Annotated in this window: 23 protein-coding genes; 14 read left to right on the forward strand and 9 right to left on the reverse strand. The window is 69.2% G+C overall.

Annotation, left to right across the window (positions count from 1 at the left end; genetic code table 11):
- Positions 1–68: 68 nt before the first annotated feature.
- Positions 69–674, forward strand: a complete 606-nt coding sequence (locus NDI86_RS05495) for a J domain-containing protein (RefSeq protein WP_310899398.1) — start codon at positions 69–71, stop codon at positions 672–674.
- Between the two features lie 33 nt (positions 675–707).
- Here NDI86_RS05495 and NDI86_RS05500 read toward each other — a convergent pair whose 3' ends face one another.
- Positions 708–1,166, reverse strand: a complete 459-nt coding sequence (locus NDI86_RS05500; RefSeq protein ID WP_310899399.1) for a DUF6653 family protein — start codon at positions 1,164–1,166, stop codon at positions 708–710.
- A gap of 79 nt (positions 1,167–1,245) precedes the next feature.
- Positions 1,246–2,373 (reverse strand): pyridoxal-phosphate dependent enzyme, encoded by a 1,128-nt coding sequence (locus NDI86_RS05505; RefSeq protein WP_310899400.1) that lies wholly within the window; start codon positions 2,371–2,373, stop codon positions 1,246–1,248.
- Positions 2,374–2,455: 82 nt separating this feature from the next.
- Between NDI86_RS05505 and NDI86_RS05510 the strand changes: the two genes are divergently transcribed.
- Positions 2,456–3,718, forward strand: coding sequence for an NAD(P)/FAD-dependent oxidoreductase (locus NDI86_RS05510; RefSeq protein ID WP_310899401.1), 1,263 nt, complete (start codon positions 2,456–2,458; stop codon positions 3,716–3,718).
- A gap of 3 nt (positions 3,719–3,721) precedes the next feature.
- Here the strand turns inward: NDI86_RS05510 and NDI86_RS05515 are convergent, their stop codons facing one another.
- On the reverse strand, positions 3,722–3,868 hold the full coding sequence (locus NDI86_RS05515) for a hypothetical protein (protein ID WP_310899402.1): 147 nt from the start codon (positions 3,866–3,868) through the stop codon (positions 3,722–3,724).
- A 37-nt stretch (positions 3,869–3,905) separates the two neighbouring features.
- The gene (locus NDI86_RS05520; protein WP_310899403.1) at positions 3,906–4,586 is read right to left on the reverse strand and encodes a metallophosphoesterase; all 681 of its coding nucleotides are present in this window, start codon (positions 4,584–4,586) and stop codon (positions 3,906–3,908) included.
- Between the two features lie 128 nt (positions 4,587–4,714).
- On the opposite strand from NDI86_RS05520, the gene NDI86_RS05525 reads away from it, so the two are divergent.
- The 9 genes from NDI86_RS05525 (at position 4,715) to NDI86_RS05565 (ending at position 10,718) form a co-directional block, all read left to right on the forward strand.
- A complete protein-coding gene (locus NDI86_RS05525; protein WP_310899404.1) occupies positions 4,715–5,485 on the forward strand; it encodes a DUF7839 domain-containing protein in 771 nt (256 codons plus the stop codon).
- Between the two features lie 35 nt (positions 5,486–5,520).
- Entirely contained in the window at positions 5,521–5,685 is a 165-nt protein-coding gene (locus NDI86_RS05530) for a hypothetical protein (RefSeq protein ID WP_310899405.1), read from the forward strand.
- Positions 5,686–5,735: 50 nt separating this feature from the next.
- A complete protein-coding gene (locus NDI86_RS05535) occupies positions 5,736–6,899 on the forward strand; it encodes a thiolase family protein (protein WP_310899406.1) in 1,164 nt (387 codons plus the stop codon).
- Between the two features lie 145 nt (positions 6,900–7,044).
- Positions 7,045–7,356 carry a HalOD1 output domain-containing protein gene (locus NDI86_RS05540; RefSeq protein WP_310899407.1) on the forward strand — a complete coding sequence of 104 codons (312 nt, stop codon included), beginning with the start codon at positions 7,045–7,047 and terminating at the stop codon, positions 7,354–7,356.
- Positions 7,357–7,434: 78 nt separating this feature from the next.
- The gene (locus tag NDI86_RS05545; RefSeq protein ID WP_310899408.1) at positions 7,435–8,556 is read left to right on the forward strand and encodes a pyridoxal phosphate-dependent aminotransferase; all 1,122 of its coding nucleotides are present in this window, start codon (positions 7,435–7,437) and stop codon (positions 8,554–8,556) included.
- Between the two features lie 193 nt (positions 8,557–8,749).
- Positions 8,750–9,028, forward strand: a complete 279-nt coding sequence (locus NDI86_RS05550) for an ArsR/SmtB family transcription factor (RefSeq protein WP_310899409.1) — start codon at positions 8,750–8,752, stop codon at positions 9,026–9,028.
- 43 nt (positions 9,029–9,071) lie between these two features.
- Positions 9,072–9,368, forward strand: coding sequence for a DUF8036 family membrane protein (locus NDI86_RS05555; RefSeq protein WP_310899410.1), 297 nt, complete (start codon positions 9,072–9,074; stop codon positions 9,366–9,368).
- Positions 9,369–9,421: 53 nt separating this feature from the next.
- Positions 9,422–9,802: a hypothetical protein gene (locus tag NDI86_RS05560; RefSeq protein WP_310899411.1), complete on the forward strand. Its 381-nt coding sequence runs from the start codon at positions 9,422–9,424 to the stop codon at positions 9,800–9,802.
- A gap of 61 nt (positions 9,803–9,863) precedes the next feature.
- Complete coding sequence (locus NDI86_RS05565) at positions 9,864–10,718, forward strand: UbiA family prenyltransferase (RefSeq protein WP_310899412.1); 855 nt, start codon at positions 9,864–9,866, stop codon at positions 10,716–10,718.
- A gap of 17 nt (positions 10,719–10,735) precedes the next feature.
- Here the strand turns inward: NDI86_RS05565 and NDI86_RS05570 are convergent, their stop codons facing one another.
- A complete protein-coding gene (locus tag NDI86_RS05570) occupies positions 10,736–10,915 on the reverse strand; it encodes a hypothetical protein (RefSeq protein ID WP_310899413.1) in 180 nt (59 codons plus the stop codon).
- A gap of 151 nt (positions 10,916–11,066) precedes the next feature.
- Positions 11,067–12,215, reverse strand: coding sequence for a VCBS repeat-containing protein (locus tag NDI86_RS05575; protein WP_310899414.1), 1,149 nt, complete (start codon positions 12,213–12,215; stop codon positions 11,067–11,069).
- A 250-nt stretch (positions 12,216–12,465) separates the two neighbouring features.
- Here NDI86_RS05575 and NDI86_RS05580 point away from each other — a divergent pair, with 250 nt between their 5' ends.
- Positions 12,466–13,035: a metal-dependent hydrolase gene (locus tag NDI86_RS05580; RefSeq protein ID WP_310899415.1), complete on the forward strand. Its 570-nt coding sequence runs from the start codon at positions 12,466–12,468 to the stop codon at positions 13,033–13,035.
- Between the two features lie 59 nt (positions 13,036–13,094).
- Here the strand turns inward: NDI86_RS05580 and NDI86_RS05585 are convergent, their stop codons facing one another.
- Positions 13,095–14,399: a glycosyltransferase family 4 protein gene (locus NDI86_RS05585; protein ID WP_310899416.1), complete on the reverse strand. Its 1,305-nt coding sequence runs from the start codon at positions 14,397–14,399 to the stop codon at positions 13,095–13,097.
- Positions 14,400–14,710: 311 nt separating this feature from the next.
- Here NDI86_RS05585 and NDI86_RS05590 point away from each other — a divergent pair, with 311 nt between their 5' ends.
- Both NDI86_RS05590 and NDI86_RS05595 read left to right on the forward strand, forming a co-directional pair.
- Positions 14,711–15,964 (forward strand): polysaccharide pyruvyl transferase family protein, encoded by a 1,254-nt coding sequence (locus tag NDI86_RS05590; RefSeq protein ID WP_310899417.1) that lies wholly within the window; start codon positions 14,711–14,713, stop codon positions 15,962–15,964.
- A gap of 365 nt (positions 15,965–16,329) precedes the next feature.
- Positions 16,330–16,479, forward strand: coding sequence for a hypothetical protein (locus NDI86_RS05595; protein ID WP_310899418.1), 150 nt, complete (start codon positions 16,330–16,332; stop codon positions 16,477–16,479).
- A gap of 69 nt (positions 16,480–16,548) precedes the next feature.
- Here the strand turns inward: NDI86_RS05595 and NDI86_RS05600 are convergent, their stop codons facing one another.
- On the reverse strand, positions 16,549–18,327 hold the full coding sequence (locus NDI86_RS05600) for a hypothetical protein (RefSeq protein ID WP_310899419.1): 1,779 nt from the start codon (positions 18,325–18,327) through the stop codon (positions 16,549–16,551).
- A complete protein-coding gene (locus tag NDI86_RS05605; RefSeq protein WP_310899420.1) occupies positions 18,328–19,317 on the reverse strand; it encodes a DUF1616 domain-containing protein in 990 nt (329 codons plus the stop codon).
- Positions 19,318–19,362 lie beyond the last annotated feature (45 nt).

The raw sequence follows: 19,362 nt of genomic DNA on the forward strand, positions 1-19,362 counted from the left end.
GGCGGGCCTGCTACGCCGGTGGCGCTAGAAGCACACGTTTCTTACGCGACGGGTCCTAACCGGAGTCCGTGCAGGCAGACCCCGGCGGCCTTCCCGCGTGGCTGGTGTTCGGACTCCTCCTGGGGGTAGCCGGCAGTCTGGTCGTCGCCGGCCTCTTCCTCGTCGCCGGCAGGCTCTTTCCCGCCAAGCGCCGGGTCCGCGGCGTTCGGGACGGCGGCGAGGAGCGCCGTCGTGCCGAGATTCGGGAGTACCTGATGGCCATCGACGAGCAGTTCGCCGAGAACCATCCCGTCGACGGACAGGAGGTCGCCTTCTACCTCCCGGAGCGGGACGTCGCTATCACGTTCAACGCCAGAACGTTCTATCGCCTGGAGCGCTCCCCCACCGTCCCGGTGCTGGTCGAACACGAGATGCCGGGCGCAGCCCTCGGGAAACGGCTGCCCTTCGAGACGCCCGACATCTCTATCGGGCCGGAGCCCGAACCCGAACCCGCCGTCGACCCCACGCGACAGGCCTTCGCCGAACTGGGGCTGCGCCAGGGCGCGACCCCGGAGGAAGTCAAATCGGCCTACCGGGCGCGCGTCAAGCAGGTCCATCCGGACCACGGCGGCGACGAGGAGGAGTTCAAGCGCGTGCGGGAAGCGTACACGCTGGCGAAACAGCACGCGACGTAGCGTCTATCGACCGGCACCGCAACCGGCCAGTAGCTAGCCGCTGCGGTCGTCGTCCGCGACGTGGGCCTCGTACAGGTGGACCATCTCGGCGACGAACCAGAACTTCAGGGCCATCGAGAGCGCCGTCGCCAGGGCGGTCTCGGCGGGCCGTCGCCTGACCGCGGCGTAGAGCGCGTACAGCGCGGCCAGCCCGTTGCACAGGTTCAGAATCTCTGGATAGCTGCGGTGGCCGTGCTCCGTCTGGGTCCACAGGCGCTCGCCGTAGACGACTTTCGTCATCCACGCGCTGTCGTCCTCGGGGGGCGAGAACAGGACGGGATTGAACAGGACGAACAACAGCGTCAGCGCCAGCCCGCGCCAGTCCCGGCGGTAGATGCAGACCATCAGCACCGGCAGAGAGGCGACGCGGGACCAGCCACTCCTGGGGTTGGCGTGGCGGGCCCAGAAGTAGCGGTCGAGTCGGGAGGCGTCGTCGGGTAGCTCGGGGACCATAGGTCCGAGCACGCGGGCCCGCGACAAGTCGGTACCGCCAACGTGTTGGCACCGCCGACGTGTCCGTTCCCGCCCCGCCTCACATCCCCAGGCTCATCAGGTGCGAGCGCAGGAGGTCGGCCTCCTTGCTGCCGGCGACGGGGTTGACCAGCACCACCTCGTCGTCGGAGGCGAAGGCGTCCCGGTCGGCCAGGGCTCGCACGCCGGCGACGGCGGTACCGCCGGTCGCGCCGATTTCCGGGCCGAGTTCGCAGCCGTCGACGGCCGCCTGCAGAATCTCCTTGTCGGGGACCGCGACGCCGTCACCGTCCGTCGCGTCGATGGCGTCGATGGCGGCGGTCCCGGCCGCGGGGTCGGGCACCTCCAGCGGCCCGACGATGGTGTCGGGGTGGTCGACCGGCACCGGTTCGGCCGCGCCGTCGGCGGCCGCCGCGGCGATAGGGGCACAGGCGTCGGGCTGGGCGGCGTAGATTCGGGGGACCGCATCGGCGAGTCCGGCGTCCACCGCGAGGGCGAACCCGCGCTGGAGGCCCACGACCGTCTCGCCGTGGCCGGCCGGGTGGACGACGGTGTCGGGGGCCGCCCACTCGCGGTCGGCGAGCAACTCCAGCGCGAGCCCCGTCGCGCCGGCGATGCGAAACGGATGGCCCGGCGCCACCGACGCGAACGCCTCGTCGCTCTCCGCGAACGCCTCGACAGCGTCGGCGTAGCGCCCCTCGACGACGTGCATGTCGCCGCCGTGGACGTTCACCATCGCCTTGTTCAGGAACGGACACCGCGACGGGACGAAGCCCTTCGACTCGATATCGGCGCGGGCGGCGTAGGCCGCCGCCGACTGGGCGCCGTTGCCCGTCGATGGGGTCCCGACGCGGTCCGCGCCCCGCTCGACGGCGGCGGCGACGGCCAGCGCGAACCCCCGGTCGGCGAGCGACCCCGTGGGGTTGCGCCCCTCGTCCTTGACGGCGACGCTCTCGACGCCGAGTTCCGCTGCCAGGTCGGGGACGGCCACCAGCGGCGTCGCCCCTTCGTCGATGGAGACGGTCGCCTCGGGCGGGAACGGGTGGCAGTCGGCGGCCGACTCGACCGCGTCGGCGTCGTAGTCGACGACCAGGACGGCCCCGCAGTCGGGACACCGCTCGACGCCGGGGTCGGCCGACTCGCCACACGCCGTACAGGAGAGGCCACGGACTGCCGCTGTCGTCTGCATGGTCGCCTCTGGGGCGCCGACCCCCAAGTGTCGTGCGGTATATTCCAGCACGCTCTTGGCGCGCCCGTCCGAACGCAGAGCCATGACAGACGCCGTTGTCGTCGGTGGCGGCCTCGCCGGACTGGTCGCGGCCCGCCACCTCGCCGAGTCGGGACGGGACGTGACGCTGCTGGAAGCGAGCGACGGCGTCGGTGGCCGGGTCCGGACGGCCCACGAGGACGGCTACACCTTCGACCGCGGCTTTCAGGTCCTCTTTTCGGCCTATCCCGCCGTCGAGCGCGAACTCGACGTCGAGGCGCTCTCGCCGCGGCCCTTCACCCCGGGGGCGACCATCGCCCGCCCGAACCACCGCTCCGTGCTCTCGGACCCGCTTCGCAACCCGACGGCGGCCCCCCAGACCGTCTTTAACCGCGATATCCGCACCGCCGACAAGCTCCGCGTGTTCACCCTCCAGCGCGAACTCGCCGGGAGAGACCCGGAGCGACTGCTCGACGGCGGCGGCGAGTCCATCGCGGAGTACCTCGCGAAGCGGGGGTTCTCGAAGCGCTTCGTCGAGCGCTTCGCCGCGCCCTTCTACGGTGGTATCACGCTCGACCGCTCGCTGGGGACCGACAGCGCCATTTTCGAGTACACCTACAAGATGCTCTCGGAGGGCGAGATATTCGTCCCCGCCGACGGGATGGGTGCCATGCCCGCGCAACTCGCCGACCGGGCGCGGGCGGCCGGCGTGACCATCGAGACGGACCGGCCCGTCGAGGGAATCGATGCCGCGACGAGGGGCAACGGCGCGGTGACCGTCGAGACGGCCTCGGAGACCCTCGATGCCGAGGCCTGCGTCGTCGCGACGGACCCGGCGACGGCCGCCGACCTCACCGGCGTGGACACCATCCCGACGGAGACGCTGGGCTGTGTCACGCAGTACTTCTCCCTGCCGACGAGCAAGGCGCCGAGTATGGGCAAGCGAATCGTACTCAACGCGGCCGACGACCGGCCAAACACCGTCGCGCCGCTGTCGGCGGTCGCCCCCGAGTACGCCCCCGACGGGATGGAACTGTACAGTGCGACCTTCCTCGGCGAACAGGAGGCGGACGACGAGGCGCTGGCCGCCGACGTCTACGACGCGCTCGCCTCGTGGTACCCCTCGGCGGGCTTCGACGCGCTGGAACTCCTGCGGACGGACCGGGTGCCGCTTTCGCAGTTCGCACAGCCACCGGGCTTTCGCGAGTCGTTACCTGACCCCGACGCGCCCGAGGGGCCGGTCGCCCTGGCCGGGGACTACACCCGCTGGTCGTCGATTCAGGGCGCACTGGAGAGTGGCCGCGTGGCCGCCGAGTTGCTGCAGTAACTCTCAGGCCGCGGGGCCGCCGCCGGTCTCCTCGTCGTGGTCGTCCTCAAGTAGCACGTCGCCGACGTACTTGATGGTCGCGAAGTAGAGCAACACGAGACAGACGAGTGTCGTCGCGATGAGCGCGAGGGCCGGTCCGGTCTGAATCATACTGGCTGTTCCACCGCGATAGCCCAAATACCTACCGTTACAACATCCGGCGGAACTCGCCCAGCGGCGGGAACTCGCGGCGCTCCCGGGCGCGCTCGTCCCACACCACCGGGGCCAGTCTGTCGGCGTCGGTCACGAGCGGCGACTGAAAGTCGCTCGCGGACATCGTGTTCACCCGCACTCCGGCGTTTAGCTTGTTGAACGACGGAAGCATCACCACGTCGCTGCCCCGGTACTGCCCCTCGCCGACGAGATAACACGGTCTGCGTTGCCCCTCTATTTCGATGGTCGGGTGGTCGTGACCCACGACGTACCGGTCGGCGCTGCCCTCCGGCGGTTCGTGGCCGTGCAGGACCAGGGTGTCACCGACGCGGTATTCGCGCTCGACCGGCCCGTCCCACACCGCGTCGAGCATCGTGTCGTGGTTTCCCGGCGTGACGACGAGTCGGGCCGCCGCGTCGCGACAGGCGGCTTTCAGCCCGGCGACCGTGCCTTCGACCGTTCTCGGGACCGTCTGGAAGGAGTGTAGCACGTCGCCGGCCAGCACTACCGCCTCGGGGTCGTGGCGCTCGACCAGGTCGCGGAACCGTTCGACCATCTCCGTCCCCGAGCCGACCGGGAACTCCAGTTCCCCGCCCGTCCCGCGGCCGACGTGACAGTCCGCGACGACGAGCGTCTCCCCGAGGACGAGCGCCCGGTCGTCGTAAGTCAGTTCCATTGGGGTGGTGTCCGGGCTCGCGCTACATACCGATGACGCACCGGTAGTAGCCGTTGAAAAACACCCGACCGCCGCACACACCGTTTTAGGCGGCTGTCTTTTTATGTCGGGACGACTGACACACGGGCATGGTCGACGTCCTGGAGAACAAACGCTCCGCGACGCGGTTCCGCATCCTCGTCGAGATAGCGGACCGCCAGCCGGCGGTCAGCCAGGGGGAAATCGCGGCGGCCGTCGGCGTGACGAGTCAGGCCGTCAGCGAGTACATCCGTGACCTGGTCGACGAGGGGTTCGTCGAGAAGGAGGGCCGCTCGCGCTATCGCGTGACCAAGGAGGGCGTCGACTGGGTGTTCCAGTCGGCGAACGACGTGCGCCGCTTCGTCGACCACGTCACCGACGACGTGCTGGGCAGCGTCCAGGAGGACGCCGCCATCGCCGAGGCCGACTTCGAGGCCGGCGAGACGGTCGCGCTGTCGCTCTCGGACGGGCTGTTGCACGCCGGGCCCCACGAAGCGGGCGGTGCGACGGGCGTGACCACGACCGACGCGGCCGCGGGCGAGGTGGTCGGCGTCACCGGCTTCGAGGGGGTCATCGACTTAGAGCCCGGCCGCGTCAGCGTCGTTCAGGTCCCGACGGTCCGCACCGGCGGCGACGGGTCGGGTGCGGACCTCGCGGCGACCTGCGAGGGGGCGCCTATCGTCACCGCCGCCGGCGTCGAAGCGGTCTCGGCGCTCCGGGACGCCGGCGTCGAACCGACGACGTACTTCGCGCCGGGCCAGGTGGCCGCCGACGCCGCCTCCCGCGGGCTTGACGCCGTCGTCGTCGCCACGCAGGACACCATCGGTCGCGTCACCGACGCCCTGACCGACGCGTCGGTGAGCTACGACGTGGCAAAGTGAGGACGGTTTTGTGCGGTGAGCGCGTCACCTCGGCTATGAGCGACGACTCCGACGACCTCGAATCCGCAGTCGAAGCGTTCCTCTCGGAGGCCGACGCGGCCTACGAGGAGTACGACCGCGGCTACACGGACCCGGACGCGACGTTACAGCGCCTGGAGAGCGCCATCGAGCAGCTACGGCGAGCGAGCGAGGACCAGTAAGTGGCTGCTACCGACCGACAGTATTTGTAGCTACAGCGACACGTTCGCGTATGACCGACGTGGTCGTCGTGGACGGCGCGAGAACTGCACACGGAAACCTCCTGGGGGCGCTGGCCGAGAAGACGGCGACGGACCTCGGCCTCGCGGTCACCGAGGGGCTGCTCGACCGGACCGGTATCGGCCCCGACCTCGTGGACTGGGTCTGTCTGGGCAACTGCGTCCAGGCCGGCGTCGGGCAGGTGCCCGCCAGACAGGTCGTCGTCGACGCCGACCTGCCCGATAGCTGCCCGGCGACGACCACGAACGAGGCCTCCGGGTCGGGCCTGCGGGCGATTACGAACGCCGTCGACCGAATCGAGGCGGGTCGGGTCGACGTCGCCGTGGCCGGCGGGATGGAGTCGATGTCGAACGCGCCCTATCTCGTCAGGGAGCTGCGCGAGGGCCGTCGCCACGGGAACACGACGCTCGTGGACGCGATGATTTACGACGCGCTGTGGGACGTGAACTACGACGCCCACATGGGGACACTGACCGACCGCATCGCCGACCGGTTCGACATCTCCCGGGCGGCACAGGACGAGTACGCCCGCCGGAGCAACCACCGCGCCGGCGAGGCCATCGAATCAGGGGCTTTCGAGCAGGAAATCGTGCCGGTCGAGGTGGGCGACCACCTCGTCACGGAGGACGAGGGACCCCGCCCCGAGACGACGACGGAGGGCCTCGCGGCGCTGCCGCCGGCCTTCGGCGAGGACGGGACCATCACCGCCGGCAACGCGTCGAAACTCTCGGACGGGGCGGGCGCGGTGTTGCTGGCCGACGCCGAGGCCGCCAACGCCGCCGGCGTCGGCCCGATGGCCCACGTCGAGGAGTACGCCGTCGCCTACCGCGACGCCGCCGAGTTCTCGCTGGCGGTGTGTGACGCCCTCGAAGCCCTCTTCGAGCGGGCCGACATCGGCGTCGCGGACGTGGACCACTTCGAACTCAACGAGGCCTTCGCCGCGCAGATGGTGTACGTCGCCGACGAACTCGACATCCCCGCGGAGAAACACAACCCGCTCGGCGGCGCCGTGGCGCTTGGCCACCCCATCGGTGCCAGCGGCGGCATCCTCACGACGACGCTGCTGTACGCCATGGAACACCGGGATTTGGACAGGGGCGTCGTGGCGATGAGCGTCGGCGGCGGGGGCGCGCTGGCGATGTCTCTAGTGCGCTGAGCCCGCCCGGCGGCGACGCGATGGAAGTCGGCGGCGGGGGCGCGCTGGCGATGTCTCTAGTACGCTGAGCCCGCCCGGCGGCGACTGTCAAACTGGTACGTACCTCGACACTACGTTTGTAACCGCCGGTCGGCTATCTCCTGTAATGTCAGATTCTCGGCCCGATGAACAGAACGACACGCAGCCCGACGGCGCCGCGGTGGTCCGTCGGCAGATAACGCCGGACCCCGAAACCTCGGAGTACGACCTGCTGGAGGTACTCGCCGAGATAGAGGACTGTGATATCGAATCCCTGCCACCGCTGTACAACGAAGTCGAACACGTCGTCGAGACGCTGTTCAAGACGCCGCCGTCGGCGGCGGCCCAGATGTCGGTCTCGTTTTCCTACGCCGGCTACCGTATCAGACTCGACCGCGACGGGACTCTCCAGTTGGTCCCGGTCAAGGAGACGATATAGCGAGGCGTCTCGACCGACCCCGTCGCGACGCCGCCCGCTTCGGGAAGAATTATCGGCCCGGACGCCCCCAGGGGTGGTATGACAGGATTCTCCAGTCGCGTCGAAGCGGTGTCTATCTCGGGCATCCGCGAAGTGTTCGAGGCCGCCGGCGAGGACGCCATCAACCTGGGTCTGGGACAGCCGGACTTCCCGACGCCCGACCACGCCCGCGAGGCGGCCGTCCAGGCCATCCAGTCGGGCGCCGTCGACGCCTACACGTCGAACAAGGGCACCCTCGAACTCCGCGAGGCCATCGCGGCCAAACACGCCCGCGACAACGACCTCGACGTCGACCCCGGGGATATCATCGCCACCTCCGGCGGGAGCGAGGCGCTCCACATCGCACTGGAGGCCCACGTCGACGCGGGGCAAGAGGTCGTCTTCCCCGACCCCGGCTTCGTCTCCTACGACGCGTTGACACACCTCGCGGGCGGCACCCCGAAGCCCGTCGGCCTGCGCGAGGACCTGACGATGGCGCCCGACGCCGTCGAGGCCGCCATCACCGACGACACCGCCGCCTTCGTCGTCAACTCCCCGGCCAACCCGACGGGTGCGGTCCAGTCCCCCGACGACATGCGCGAGTTCGCCCGTATCGCCGACGAACACGACGTGCTCTGTATCTCCGACGAGGTGTACGAACATCAGGTGTTCGAGGGCGAACACCGCTCGCCCGCCGAGTTCGACGAGTCTGGCAACGTCGTCGTCGTCAACGCTTGCTCGAAGGCCTACTCGATGACGGGCTGGCGGCTGGGCTGGGTCACCGGCGCGACCGAGCGCATCGAGCGGATGCTCCGGGTCCACCAGTACGCCCAAGCCTGTGCCTCCGCGCCCGCACAGTACGCCGCCGAGGCCGCCCTGACCGGACCCCAGGAGCCCGTCGCGGAGATGCGCGAGGCCTTCCGGGAGCGTCGGGATATCCTGCTCGACGGGTTCGCGGAGATGGGCCTGGAGTGTCCCACCCCGAAGGGCGCCTTCTACGCGATGCCGAAGGTGCCGGCGGGCTGGGTCGACGAGGTCATAGAGCGGGGCGTCGTCGTCGTCCCCGGCGAGGCCTTCGGGGAGAACGGCGCGGGCTACGCCCGCATCTCCTACGCCACGGACACCGAGACGCTGCGCGAGGCCATCGACGTCATGGCCGAGGCGACCGCCGCGCTCGACTAGTTCGGCGACGCGACCGCCAGAGTCGGTACCAATTTGGAAGAGAGTTCGAAGAAGGGTTTTGTAGGCGGCTGTCGTCCCACCGCCCGAACCAGCCGTGGTCACCGTTCATGACACCGACGGAACCGAGACACCCACGCGCGACGGGGAGAGCCAACTATTTAGGACGGGCAACAGGACCACAGGACGGAGAGGGATGGAGAAAGCGCTCTGGTATCTGCTGACGGCGACGCGCGGCGGCGCCAACCGGGCGCGTATCATCGACGCCCTCACGGAGCGACCGAAAAACGCCAACGAACTGGCCGACGAACTCGACGTCGGATACAAGACGATTCGCCACCACATGGAACAACTCGAAGAGCACGACATCGTCGAGTCGGGCGAGGAGTCGTACGCGAAACTCTACTTCCTCACCGACCGGTTCGACACGTACCGGGACACCTTCGAGGACATCACGGAGCAGATGGACACATGACGGGGGCGCGTCTGCTCGCGCGGCGAGGCGAGGTGACCCGCTGATGGCGATGGGTACCCTCATCACCGCCGCCGTCGTCCTCGCGGGACTGAACACGCTCCTCTTGCTCCCGCTCGTGGGCGTCTGGGTCCGCAACTACAGCACCTTCGGCACCGGACTGGTGGGCGGACTCGTCCTCTTTGCCGTCGCCATGCTCGCCGAGAACGCCATGGCCATCTACTTCTTCTTCTCGATGGCCAGCTTCTACAGCGGCGACCCCGGCGTCCAGCAGGTGGTCCTGATTCTGCGGGGGCTGCAGTTCGTCGCCATCGCGGCGCTGTCGTACACGACGCTGCGCTGACTGGCTGTCCCTACCCGAAGGACGGATAATGCTCCACCCGTTACGAGGGGTCAATGGACCACCTCGCCCCGTCGAACGTTCCGGTGTACGCGACGACAGACGAACAGGAAGCCATCTGGGACCGCTGTGCCGACCGCGGCCACCCGGTCATCGCCATCCGGGCGGCCACCCGCGGCTACCTGGTCAAGTACGACCTCCAGCATCTCGACGCCCAGCTCTCACAGCGCACGCTCCAGAAGCTCCGGGACCGGGTGCGCTCGCGGCGACCGTACGAGACCAGCCCCGACGGCACCGACCCCATCTCCGAGACGGAGGGCGTCGGCGGCGAGGCCGGCGCGGTCTCCGGCGAGTTGCACGCCCCGACCGAGCGGGCGGCCCGGGACCTGGCCTCGCACATCTCCCCGTTCGTCCTCGACCGGTCGAACTGGCGGTAGTCGCGCCGTACCGCGCGCCGGCGCACGAGTCTTTTTCACGCTGCCGTCCCTCGCTCCCGCTATGGCAGTGGCCCGACACGAGTCCGGCGTCCTCGGTGCCGGCAAGGCGCTCGCCTCGCAGGTCCACCCGGTGTTCATGTTGCCGCCGCTCGCGACGTCGCTGTTCGGGGCCGTCCTCGCCGGCGCCGCCGACCTCGCGGTGGCCGGGCTCCACGCGCTGGCGATGTTCTTCGCCGTCTACACCGCCCACGTGAAGGACGGCTACGTCGACTTCCACGTCAGGGGCGAGGACGACGACCACCCGCTGACCGTCGGCGGGTGTCGCGGGGCCCTTCTGGTCAGTGCCACCGGCTTCCTGGCCTGTACCGTCGGCCTCTGGCTGCTCGTCTCCCCGCTTGCGGCGCTGGTGACGGCGCCGACGTGGGTCATCGGCTACACGCACGCGCCGCAACTGGACCTCAACCCCGTCGGCGCGACGATGGGCTACCCCGCGGGCATCGCGCTGGCGCTGCTGGGCGGGTACTACGCGCAGGCGACCAGTTTCGGGCCACAGGTACTCGGCCTGGCCGGCGTCTTTCTGTGCATGCTGACCGGCATCAAGATAATCGACGACGAGACCGACTTCGACTACGACAGCTCCATCGACAAGCGGACCGTCGCCGTCGTCCTGGGGCCCCGCCGGGCCAGACGGCTCGCGCTCGGGCTGTTCGGCCTCGCGATGGTCGGCGTCGTCGCGCTCGCGGTGGCCCTGCCCGGGATTCCGCCGACCGCGGCGGGCGGGGCCGCCGTCTTCGGCGCCGTCCTGGCCGTCGCCTACCGTGCCGAACCGAAACTCGCGACGATGCTGTTGATTCGGGGCTCCTACCTCTTCCTCGCGGTTCTGGTGGCCGCGGTGTGGTTCCGGCCGCTGGCGTAGGTGTCGCGAGCGGGCCGTCAGCGCGTGTCCCGCTCTCGCGTCCGTTCACCGCCCGTCCCACGGAGCGTGATGCCACATCGCAGTTCCGCGAGACAGTCCCGGTGAACCAGCGCCTCACGGCGCTCTCGGTCGGCAGTTCGCGGAATCGACCGGTGACAGACCTTGCACACGCGCTCCGTCTCGGTAGTCTCGGTCACACCGGCTGACTCCCCGCCCTGCGAGTTCGACGTTGGTTCCATAGCTACCACTCGTGTAGAAGGAAGCCACTGCTATACCTTGTTAGATAGTGTGTACTCCAGGCTGGAGACGGCTCAGTTTCCGACTACTATCCAGATGTGGCCGATTGGCTCACAGCCGGTTGAACCAGACGTCCACGTGGTGGTCAGGGCCGTAGGACTTCCCGACCACGTCCGGCCGGCCGCTGTCGGTCAGGTCGACGACTTTCGCTTCGTGGGTCGGGATGCCCGTCTCGACCGTCTCGCGCTCGAACTCCCCCTCGCGGTTGTAGAAGAGGAAGTGGCGCGGTTCGCCGTGTTTCCCGAGCCCCATCTCCGCGACGTAGATTTCGAGCAGCCCGTCGCCGGTGAAGTCCTCGACGGCGAGAGAGTGCGGGCAGAACAGTTCGTCCGCGATGACGTTCTCGTCCCAGTCGGGCGGGTCGAACCAGGCGACCCGGCCCGGTCGGGTCCCCAGGTGCGGGGAGTCGCCCTCCGACAGCACGATTTCCAGTTCGCCGTCGTCGTCGAGGTCCGCGACCTCGACGCGGGTGTTGTCCCACCCGGAGACGATTTCCTCGCGACACCACCCGTTTACCGCGTCCGGGTCGCGGTAGTAGACGTTCGGGCCCGCGACCAGTTCCGTCCGGCCGTCGCCGGTGACGTCACGGACAGCGAGGCCTTCGACCTCGCGACCCTCGTCGATGATGTGGAGGTGCTCCTCGTCCCAGGGCGAGCGGCGCGGCTCGGACGGAATGTCGTAGTAGAAGACCGTCTCGGACTCCTGTGAGAGCCCGACAACCTCCGGCTCCCCGTCGTCGTCGATATCGGCGACGGCGACGTCGTGGTACTTCTCGAAGCGGTCCGTGATGCGGTAGCGCGACCAGCGGCCACGCGGGTCCTGCCCCGGTTCGAACCAGTACAGCCCCGTGTTGTCGATGCCTTGCCCGGCCACGATGTTCGGTCCGCCCGACCCGGTGAGGTCGCCCACTGCACCGCCGACGTCGAGCGACGGCGTGAAGGATATCTCGTGGCGCTCGAAGCCGGGGTTCTCGTACCAGAAGAGGTTCGCCTCGCCGATGCCCATCGCCGAGCGAATCGGGCCGGTCGGGACCCCGCGGCGCTCGGCTTCCCAGACGATTCCCTTGCCGGGGAACCCCTCGCCGGCGCCGCCGACGATGACGTCCTCGCGGCCGTTACCGGTCAGGTCCGCGGTGAGACAGAACCCGAGTTTCGTACAGGGTGGCCGCTCGTCGATTCGCTCGTGATTGAATCCACTCATGTGTCCTGCCCCCGACTCCGCCCGGACCAATCATGAGTAATCACCTGCTAACGGTCCGGGCTCGGCGGCGAGGCCAGAGAACGCGACGAGCGCGGCGTTGCCCCGCTCGTCGCTCCGTTTTACGCCTCCGGCGGGCGGTTCCAGACAGCGTAACAAACCGTCCACACCGGAAACAGTCGACTATGCCCTGTCCGCAAACCGCCTCTCGACCGTCCGCGTCGACCGCCGGGTCCCGTCGGGGGCGACGCTAATGTGGCCGTGGTCGCATCTCGCTTTCGGGTACCTCCTCGTCTCGCTCCTGTGGCGACTGCGCGCCCACCGCGTCGACGGCGCCGTGGCCGTCACCGCGGCCGTGGGCACGCAGTTCCCCGACCTCGTCGACAAACCACTCGCGTGGGCCGTCGGCGTCCTGCCCGCCGGACGCAGTCTGGCACACTCCGTCTTCACCGCCGCGGTGGTCGCGGCCGTCGTGCTCTACGTCGCTCGCCGCTGGGGCCAGTCCGACCCGGCGCTCGCGTTCGTCGTGGGATACGCCAGCCACCTCGCCGGCGACGCCATTCCGAAGCTCCCCGCCGGGGACTTCGACTCGCTCACCTTCCTCCTCTGGCCGGTGTTGCCGCTCCCGGAGTACGAGGGTGGCGAACCGGTGCTGGCGAACCTCGCCGACATCGCCGCCGCCCCGGCGGCGTACCTGCTTGCCAGCCCCGGTCGGCTGGCGTTGCTCGTCGTCGTCTTCGTCGTCTGGAGCGTCGACGGCTTCCCCGGCGTACCGGGAGTCGGACGCTACCTCGGCCGGAAAACCGCGGGCCGTCCCGACTGAGAGCCGGGGTCGCGTCGCTGGGTGGCGACTGACCCCGAAAAGCGTTCTCGCCGACGGTATCAGGCCCGGACCGCGCGCGTCTCCGAGGCCACCTCGGCGTCGTCAGCACCGGCGAGACTCGAAAGCAGGTCCTCGAGCCGGTCGGCGATGTTCGCGCGGTCGTACGCTTCGACGACGTGTTCGCGGCCCGCCGTGCCCAGCCGTCTGCGCCGCTCCGGCGAGTCGAGCAACGCGTCGAGTTCCTCGGCGATGGCGGCCGGGTCGACCTCGGCGTGGCGGCCGCCGCCGGAGTCCTCGACGAACCGGCGCACTTCGCCGCGGCCGGTGACCACCAGAGGGACCCCGCAGGCGAGATACTCGTAGGCCTTCGTCGGCATGGCGTAGGCCAGTTCAGACGTGTCCTTGATGGGCGCCAGCCCGACGGCGGCCCCGTTGATGTGGGCCGGCACCGCCTCGCGGTCGACCAGCCCGACGAACTCCACGCGGTCCGCCAGACCGAGTCGTTCCGTCAGGGCCTCCAGCCGCGAGCGCTCGTCGCCGTCGCCGACGAACCGGAGCGTCGCGTCGTGGGACAGTTCGTCCATCGCGCGGATACAGGGCTCGAGGGGCTGTGCGCTGCCGAGGTTCCCGGTGTAGACGACGACGGGCGGCTCCGCTTCGTCGTCCGGACGCGTGTCCGCTGTCTCGCTCCGGTCCGGCGCGGGCTCGTCCCGCTCCGTGGTCGGTTCGAACAGCGTCGTGTCGACACCGTTGGGCAGATGGCGAATCCGGTCGTCCAGCGCCGCGCCGTACTTCTCGGTGACGGCGGTCCCGAGCGACTGCGTCGTGACGGTGATTCGGTCGGCCGTCCCCAGGACGAGCCCCTGGAACCACCGGCTCGCCCGGACCAGCGGGCTGTCGGCGTCGACGTAACCAAGCGCCACGGAGTTGTCTATCCAGAGGTCGCGCACGTCGACCACCCACGGCGTCCCGAGGAAAGCGGCCGCGAGCCCCGGGATACCGGTCGTGATGGGCGGCGTCGACGTGAGCACCGCGTCGGTCGAGCGGTGGTGCCAGGCCAGCCACAGCGTCGCGTGCAACGCAAACAGCAGGTAGTAGGGGAGCCGGCGGGCGAGTCCGGGGTTCTCGACCCGCGGCTGCCAGGACCACAGCCGATGGACGACGACGCCGTCCCGGCGCTCGGTCTCGCACCGCTCCCAGCTGCGCTCGAAGTTCCCCGGCGGGTAACAGGCCGGCGGCGCCAGCACCGTCACGCTCGCGTCGTCGGCGACGTTGACGGCGAGGTCACGGATTCGCGAGGCGTTCCCGCCCTTCTCCGGCGGGTATCGCTGGGAGACGAAGACGTAGCTGTCTCGGTCGGCCATCGTCACCCCAGCGCTCCGCTGACGGTCGGTAATCGGTCGCTGTCACCTGTCGGGCACGGCGCCGTCGTCCGGCGGTCGGCCGCGGACATCACACTTGCCATGAGACGTCGAAACGGACCGCCGATATCGGCATTAGTATGCGTTCTATACGCCGTCTGGCCGCCGGACGGGGAGGCGAGCGCCGGTGGTCGGTCGGCGAGCGTGTCCCCCCGCAGGGCCGGCTGTCGCGGAACCAACTGGTCAGCCCACCGGGCCCAGCCAGTTACCGATTGGCTACTAAACTGGCTGGGCTGTCAACTCCCGTTCGGACGATGGACCTGGATTCACTGACGCTGGCCTACGCGTACGGCTGTCGCAACGCGGGGGATTTCGCGATAAACGAGGGGTCGCTCGCGCTGCTCGACCGCACCGTTCCCGACGTGGACGTGACCGCTGTCTCGCGGTTCGCGTCCGAGTCGCCGGAGTACGAGCGGATGGTCGAGGAACTCGACGGCGTCGAGGACGGCGCGCTCGTCGGCGGGCCGATAACCTACGACCCGGAGAGCCAGTCCCGGCCGGCGCAACTGGCCGCGCTGGCGCGCAACGGCCTCCAGTACGGCGTCGACGTCGCCGGCGTCGCCGACGACCTGTCGGTCCACTCGGCGCTGTACGAGGGGATAACCGACGCCGACGCCATGCTGTTCAACGGCGGCAACGCCATCCACTACTCGCCCAGCCACGGGAACCTCCCGTACCTGCTCGCGATGCTCTACCCGCTGCAGGTCGCCCGGCGAAACGACGTCCCGTACGGGCTGTTGCCACAGACGACGTTCGCGCTGGAAGGGGTCGCCAGACGGCTCGTCGTCCCCCTGCTCGAGGACGCCGAGTTCGTCATGACCCGCGACGCGATTACCTTCGACTACCTCTCGGAGTTTGGCCTCTCGACGCAACTCATCAACGGCGTCGACACCGCGTTCCTCAACGGGACGCCGACGGCGGGCGACCCCTCGGACGGCGAGTCGAACCGCATCGCCGCGGTGCCGCGGTTCTCGACGCTTGGTGACACCGGCGAACTCGACGCGGCCGGGAAACGGATGGAGGACACCTTCCTGACGTATCTCGACCGCCTCGTCGACGCCGGCGACGAGGTCACGCTGACGATACAGACCGAAATCGACGCGGCGTGGGCCGAACGCAATCGGGACCGACTCGACGATATCGGCGTGGGCTACTACGAGTCCTACGACCCGGACGAACTCCGGGCCCACTACGCCGAGATGGACCTGCTCGTGACCATGCGGCTCCACGCGGCCATCTTCGCGCTCTCGGTCGGGACGCCGACCATCGGCGTCTACCGGCCCGAGTGGGGCCCGAAGATGGACGGCACCTTCCGCACGCTCGACATCGCCGAGTACGCGATTCCCTGGGACGGAGCGACGGTCGAGACGCTCGAAGCGGCCACCGCGGACGCTCTCGACGAGGGCCGGGCGCTCTCCCAGCACGTCGCCGACAACGTGTCGTTGCGCAACGAGGCGCTGGTCAGTGACCTCCGGACGGCGCTGTCGACGGCCGACGGGTTCGCCTGATTCTCCACTCGCCGAATCCGACGTTTAGAGCGAGGGCCCCAGCAATGCCGGGAACACGGGCTGGTCCGGCGGCGGTGCTTTCGACGCCCGCCGAGAGCTCTCTCGGACTGCGGTTCCTGTCGCCGATGGGCACATATCTACCGGAATATACTATCGGTCTGAAAAGGCCCTTTATTACACTGCTCGGTCGATAGGGGCCTGGTGATTGGACTGACCGCTCGACGACTAGCTATCGGTTGTAATCGACTCGTGGGCACGCGCCGGACTCTCTCTCTCATATCGGCCGGCTCGACGCCGTCTCGGAGGCGAACACCGCACGACACGGCGTGCCTCGAATCACGCGACAGGACGGGAGCGGCGGCCAGATGAGCGGGAAGAACCCGCTCCGAGATGGCGCGCCGACGTACTGCGATGACTGTGGGAAGGCGTACAGAGAGGTACAGCGCCTTCCGGGGTTCGTCTCGCTCTGTCCGAAGTGTTTCGAAACGGCACTGGGGGGCGGCGACCGGTCGTGAGTCGTCGCCGGACGCCCGAGCGACCGACGAGTTCGGTGGCTGCCCGCTAGGAAGCCACTGTAGCGGGCGTCAGGCGGTCGCGTTCACCCGGTAGACGTCGTACTCACCGTTGTCGTACACCGACGACACCGTCGGGTCCCGTGGGAGCCGGTCGAAGTCGGACTGCTCGTACTTCCAGAACTCCCGGTAGTCCGGGTAGAGGCTCTCGTAGAACGTGCGGCCGGCCGCCGTCAGGACGAGGTACTTCTCGCTCTCGTAGCTGGCGCCGAGGGTGGCGTTCTCGGTGTAGCCGAAGTGGCGCGGTATCCGGTCGGTGTCGCTGGTCACCACCTGGTCGTCGTCGTAGGTCTCCCGGCCGTAGATGGCGTCGCGGAACCGGTGGGTCTCGATACCGAACTCGCTGAGGTCGTCCCCGGTGTCGCGGTGCTCGATGTACCACGCTGACCCCTGTATCTCCGCCTCGGTGACCTGCTGGTTCTGGCCGACGGTCATCGGCGACGCGTACAGTCCCATGGTGCTGATCGCCAGCAACACCGCGACGGTGACGTAGGTAAGCCCGTACACCGTCGACCTGGCGCCGGTTCGCTCGGCCGCGAGGTAGACGAAGGCCCCGGCCAGCAGCGCCGCGAACAGCTCCGCGTACACCAGCGGACGGCCGAAGCCGACGATGAGGTCGACGAGGAAGAAGAGGACCGACATCCCGGTAAAGAGCCCCAGCCCGCCGACGAACGTCGTGCGGAAGACGGTGCCGCTCGTGCGCGAGCGCAGCGTCGCGACGAGGACGGCGAGCGCGTAGCAGCCCCCGAGCGTGAGCAGTATCGCGGACTCGCCGTATCTGAGCGCGGCGATACGGACGATGTCGACCACCGTCGGGCTGTACTGGGCCACCGTCTCGGTGTAGGACGCCGCCGAGGAGCCGCCGCCGCCCGGGGCGGTGAGGGTCTCGATGACGATTCTGAACCGCGCGACTATCTTGGGGAAGTCGAGATACCAGACGGCGAAGACGGCGACCACCAGTTGCGAGAACGGCATCGGGCCCACCGGCCCGGTCAGCCCCTCGGTGCTGTCCAGCACGCCGCGGGCGTGCAACAGCCGTGCGACGCCGTAGACACACAGGACCAGCACCAGGAAGAGCACCGTTATCGGGTGGTAGATGACCAGTGCGAACAGCGCCAGCCCGAACGCGGCCCGGACGTGCAGGGCTCGCGTCCGGCGCTCCATGACGAACAGGTAGAGGACGAACGGGACCAGCAGGATGCTGAAGACGTACGGTACCGACTGGACCGCGACCAGCACCGTCGCGAACGGGACCGACAGCAGCGCCCGGCGGCGGTCGAAGACGGCGCCGACCAGCGCGACGAACGAGAGGATGCTGAACAGCGAGCCGATGCCCGCGAGCGACATGAGCGTCGTCTGCGGGGCGATACCCGTGGCGTACGCGAGGCTCAACACCAGCAGGTGGAAGTTGGGGTAGATGTTCCCGGGGCTGACCTGCCCCGTGGTCTGGATGTCCCTGATGAACCCGACGTGTGAGAGCACGTCCGCCCGACCGAACAGGGTGTACCCGCGGAAGTACGGCAGGAAGACGAGCAGGCCGACGACCGTCAGGACGAGCGCGAGCCCGTACAGCCAGTCGGTCGTCCCCCGCCTGGCGCTGCGGACGACGACCACGTTCCCGACGAGCAGCGCGAGGCCGCCGAGCGCCCAGAAGTACCACGGGTACGCCCCGTAGATGGAGGGTTCGTAGCCGCTGGCCGCCGGCGTCGTCGCGAGAACGAGCGTACAGGCGAGTGCGAGCGCGAACCCGCCGGCCGCGAGCCAGCGGTCGTCGGTCCCGGTGGCGACCATCTACAGTCCACCTCCGCCGGCGACCACGTCGACCCAGATGTGGACCGACCGGTAGGCGTCGTCGATGCGCGGGTTCTCCGGGGTCGGTCCCTCGTAGAGCAGCAGCGTCAGCCGGAGCCGCTCGCCGGCCGCCGAGTCCGGGGGTGAGACGCGGACCCCGGTCGCGTTGGCGCCACCGGCCGCGAGCTGTTTCTCGTACCGTTTCTGTCGCCACCGGGCGTCGATGGTCCGCTCGCCGTCGACGCTACTGACCCGGTGGAACTCGACGAGGACGGTGTAGTTCGTCGACCGACCTTCGTTGTTCTCGATACCGACGTAGATGGGGGCGCCCCGGTTCGTCGCGACCGTCTCGGGGTAGTCGTCGGCGACGAGTTCGCCCGTCTCGTCGTCCTCGGACAGGATGTAGAACTCGGTGAAGCGCTGGCCCCCGTCCGCCGACACGAGCGCCGTGCCGGCGACCGCGAGCGTCAGCACGAAGAGGACGCCGATGAGGGCCGTCGCCGGTCCGGCGCTGGTGACGCCGCCGAGCGTCGACCCCACCGGCAGCCGGAACCGCTCGGCCGGCGGGACGCGCAGTCGGCGGACGGCCGCCACCCCCGTCGTGACCAGCACGAACCACAGCAGCGTGAGAACGACGGACTGTGAGTTGATGCCCCACTGCGTGAAGTTCAGAAACAGCGCCAGCAGCGGGACGGTGACGATGCTGAGACCGACCGAGTAGACGAGTCGTTCGAGCCCCGAGAGGTGGCCGGGCGACAGTCGGCCCCCGACGCCGGACAGCTCCGACTGCCGCCGCGGGAACAGCGCCGCGGTCAGGGCATAGCCCGGCAGGAGGAGGACGAAGGCCCCGCCCACCAGGACGCGGGCCGGTCCGAGGCCGACTTCCGGGCGCAACCAGACCGCGTACGTTACGAGCGCGATGCTACCGACGACAGCGAGGTCGAGGAGCGTAGAGACCGCTCTGGGCCCCCAACTTCGGCCACGAGCCATTGACAGACCACAGCGCACACAGTGGGATAAGAAAGCGCCGCCTAC

The organism is Haloarcula onubensis, assembly GCF_031624605.1.
Taxonomy (GTDB): Archaea; Halobacteriota; Halobacteria; order Halobacteriales; family Haloarculaceae; genus Haloarcula; species Haloarcula onubensis.

Coding starts and splice junctions, on each gene's coding strand:
- NDI86_RS05545 (WP_310899408.1), top strand. CDS start 7,435: ATGACAGGATTCTCCAGTCGCGTCGAAGCGGTGTCTATCTCGGGCATC.
- NDI86_RS05590 (WP_310899417.1), top strand. CDS start 14,711: ATGGACCTGGATTCACTGACGCTGGCCTACGCGTACGGCTGTCGCAAC.
- NDI86_RS05575 (WP_310899414.1), bottom strand. CDS start 12,215: ATGAGTGGATTCAATCACGAGCGAATCGACGAGCGGCCACCCTGTACG.
- NDI86_RS05535 (WP_310899406.1), top strand. CDS start 5,736: ATGACCGACGTGGTCGTCGTGGACGGCGCGAGAACTGCACACGGAAAC.
- NDI86_RS05595 (WP_310899418.1), top strand. CDS start 16,330: ATGAGCGGGAAGAACCCGCTCCGAGATGGCGCGCCGACGTACTGCGAT.
- NDI86_RS05580 (WP_310899415.1), top strand. CDS start 12,466: ATGTGGCCGTGGTCGCATCTCGCTTTCGGGTACCTCCTCGTCTCGCTC.
- NDI86_RS05565 (WP_310899412.1), top strand. CDS start 9,864: ATGGCAGTGGCCCGACACGAGTCCGGCGTCCTCGGTGCCGGCAAGGCG.
- NDI86_RS05515 (WP_310899402.1), bottom strand. CDS start 3,868: ATGATTCAGACCGGACCGGCCCTCGCGCTCATCGCGACGACACTCGTC.
- NDI86_RS05500 (WP_310899399.1), bottom strand. CDS start 1,166: ATGGTCCCCGAGCTACCCGACGACGCCTCCCGACTCGACCGCTACTTC.
- NDI86_RS05605 (WP_310899420.1), bottom strand. CDS start 19,317: ATGGCTCGTGGCCGAAGTTGGGGGCCCAGAGCGGTCTCTACGCTCCTC.
- NDI86_RS05510 (WP_310899401.1), top strand. CDS start 2,456: ATGACAGACGCCGTTGTCGTCGGTGGCGGCCTCGCCGGACTGGTCGCG.
- NDI86_RS05540 (WP_310899407.1), top strand. CDS start 7,045: ATGTCAGATTCTCGGCCCGATGAACAGAACGACACGCAGCCCGACGGC.
- NDI86_RS05550 (WP_310899409.1), top strand. CDS start 8,750: ATGGAGAAAGCGCTCTGGTATCTGCTGACGGCGACGCGCGGCGGCGCC.
- NDI86_RS05520 (WP_310899403.1), bottom strand. CDS start 4,586: ATGGAACTGACTTACGACGACCGGGCGCTCGTCCTCGGGGAGACGCTC.
- NDI86_RS05560 (WP_310899411.1), top strand. CDS start 9,422: ATGGACCACCTCGCCCCGTCGAACGTTCCGGTGTACGCGACGACAGAC.
- NDI86_RS05530 (WP_310899405.1), top strand. CDS start 5,521: ATGAGCGACGACTCCGACGACCTCGAATCCGCAGTCGAAGCGTTCCTC.
- NDI86_RS05585 (WP_310899416.1), bottom strand. CDS start 14,399: ATGGCCGACCGAGACAGCTACGTCTTCGTCTCCCAGCGATACCCGCCG.
- NDI86_RS05525 (WP_310899404.1), top strand. CDS start 4,715: ATGGTCGACGTCCTGGAGAACAAACGCTCCGCGACGCGGTTCCGCATC.
- NDI86_RS05505 (WP_310899400.1), bottom strand. CDS start 2,373: ATGCAGACGACAGCGGCAGTCCGTGGCCTCTCCTGTACGGCGTGTGGC.
- NDI86_RS05555 (WP_310899410.1), top strand. CDS start 9,072: ATGGCGATGGGTACCCTCATCACCGCCGCCGTCGTCCTCGCGGGACTG.
- NDI86_RS05600 (WP_310899419.1), bottom strand. CDS start 18,327: ATGGTCGCCACCGGGACCGACGACCGCTGGCTCGCGGCCGGCGGGTTC.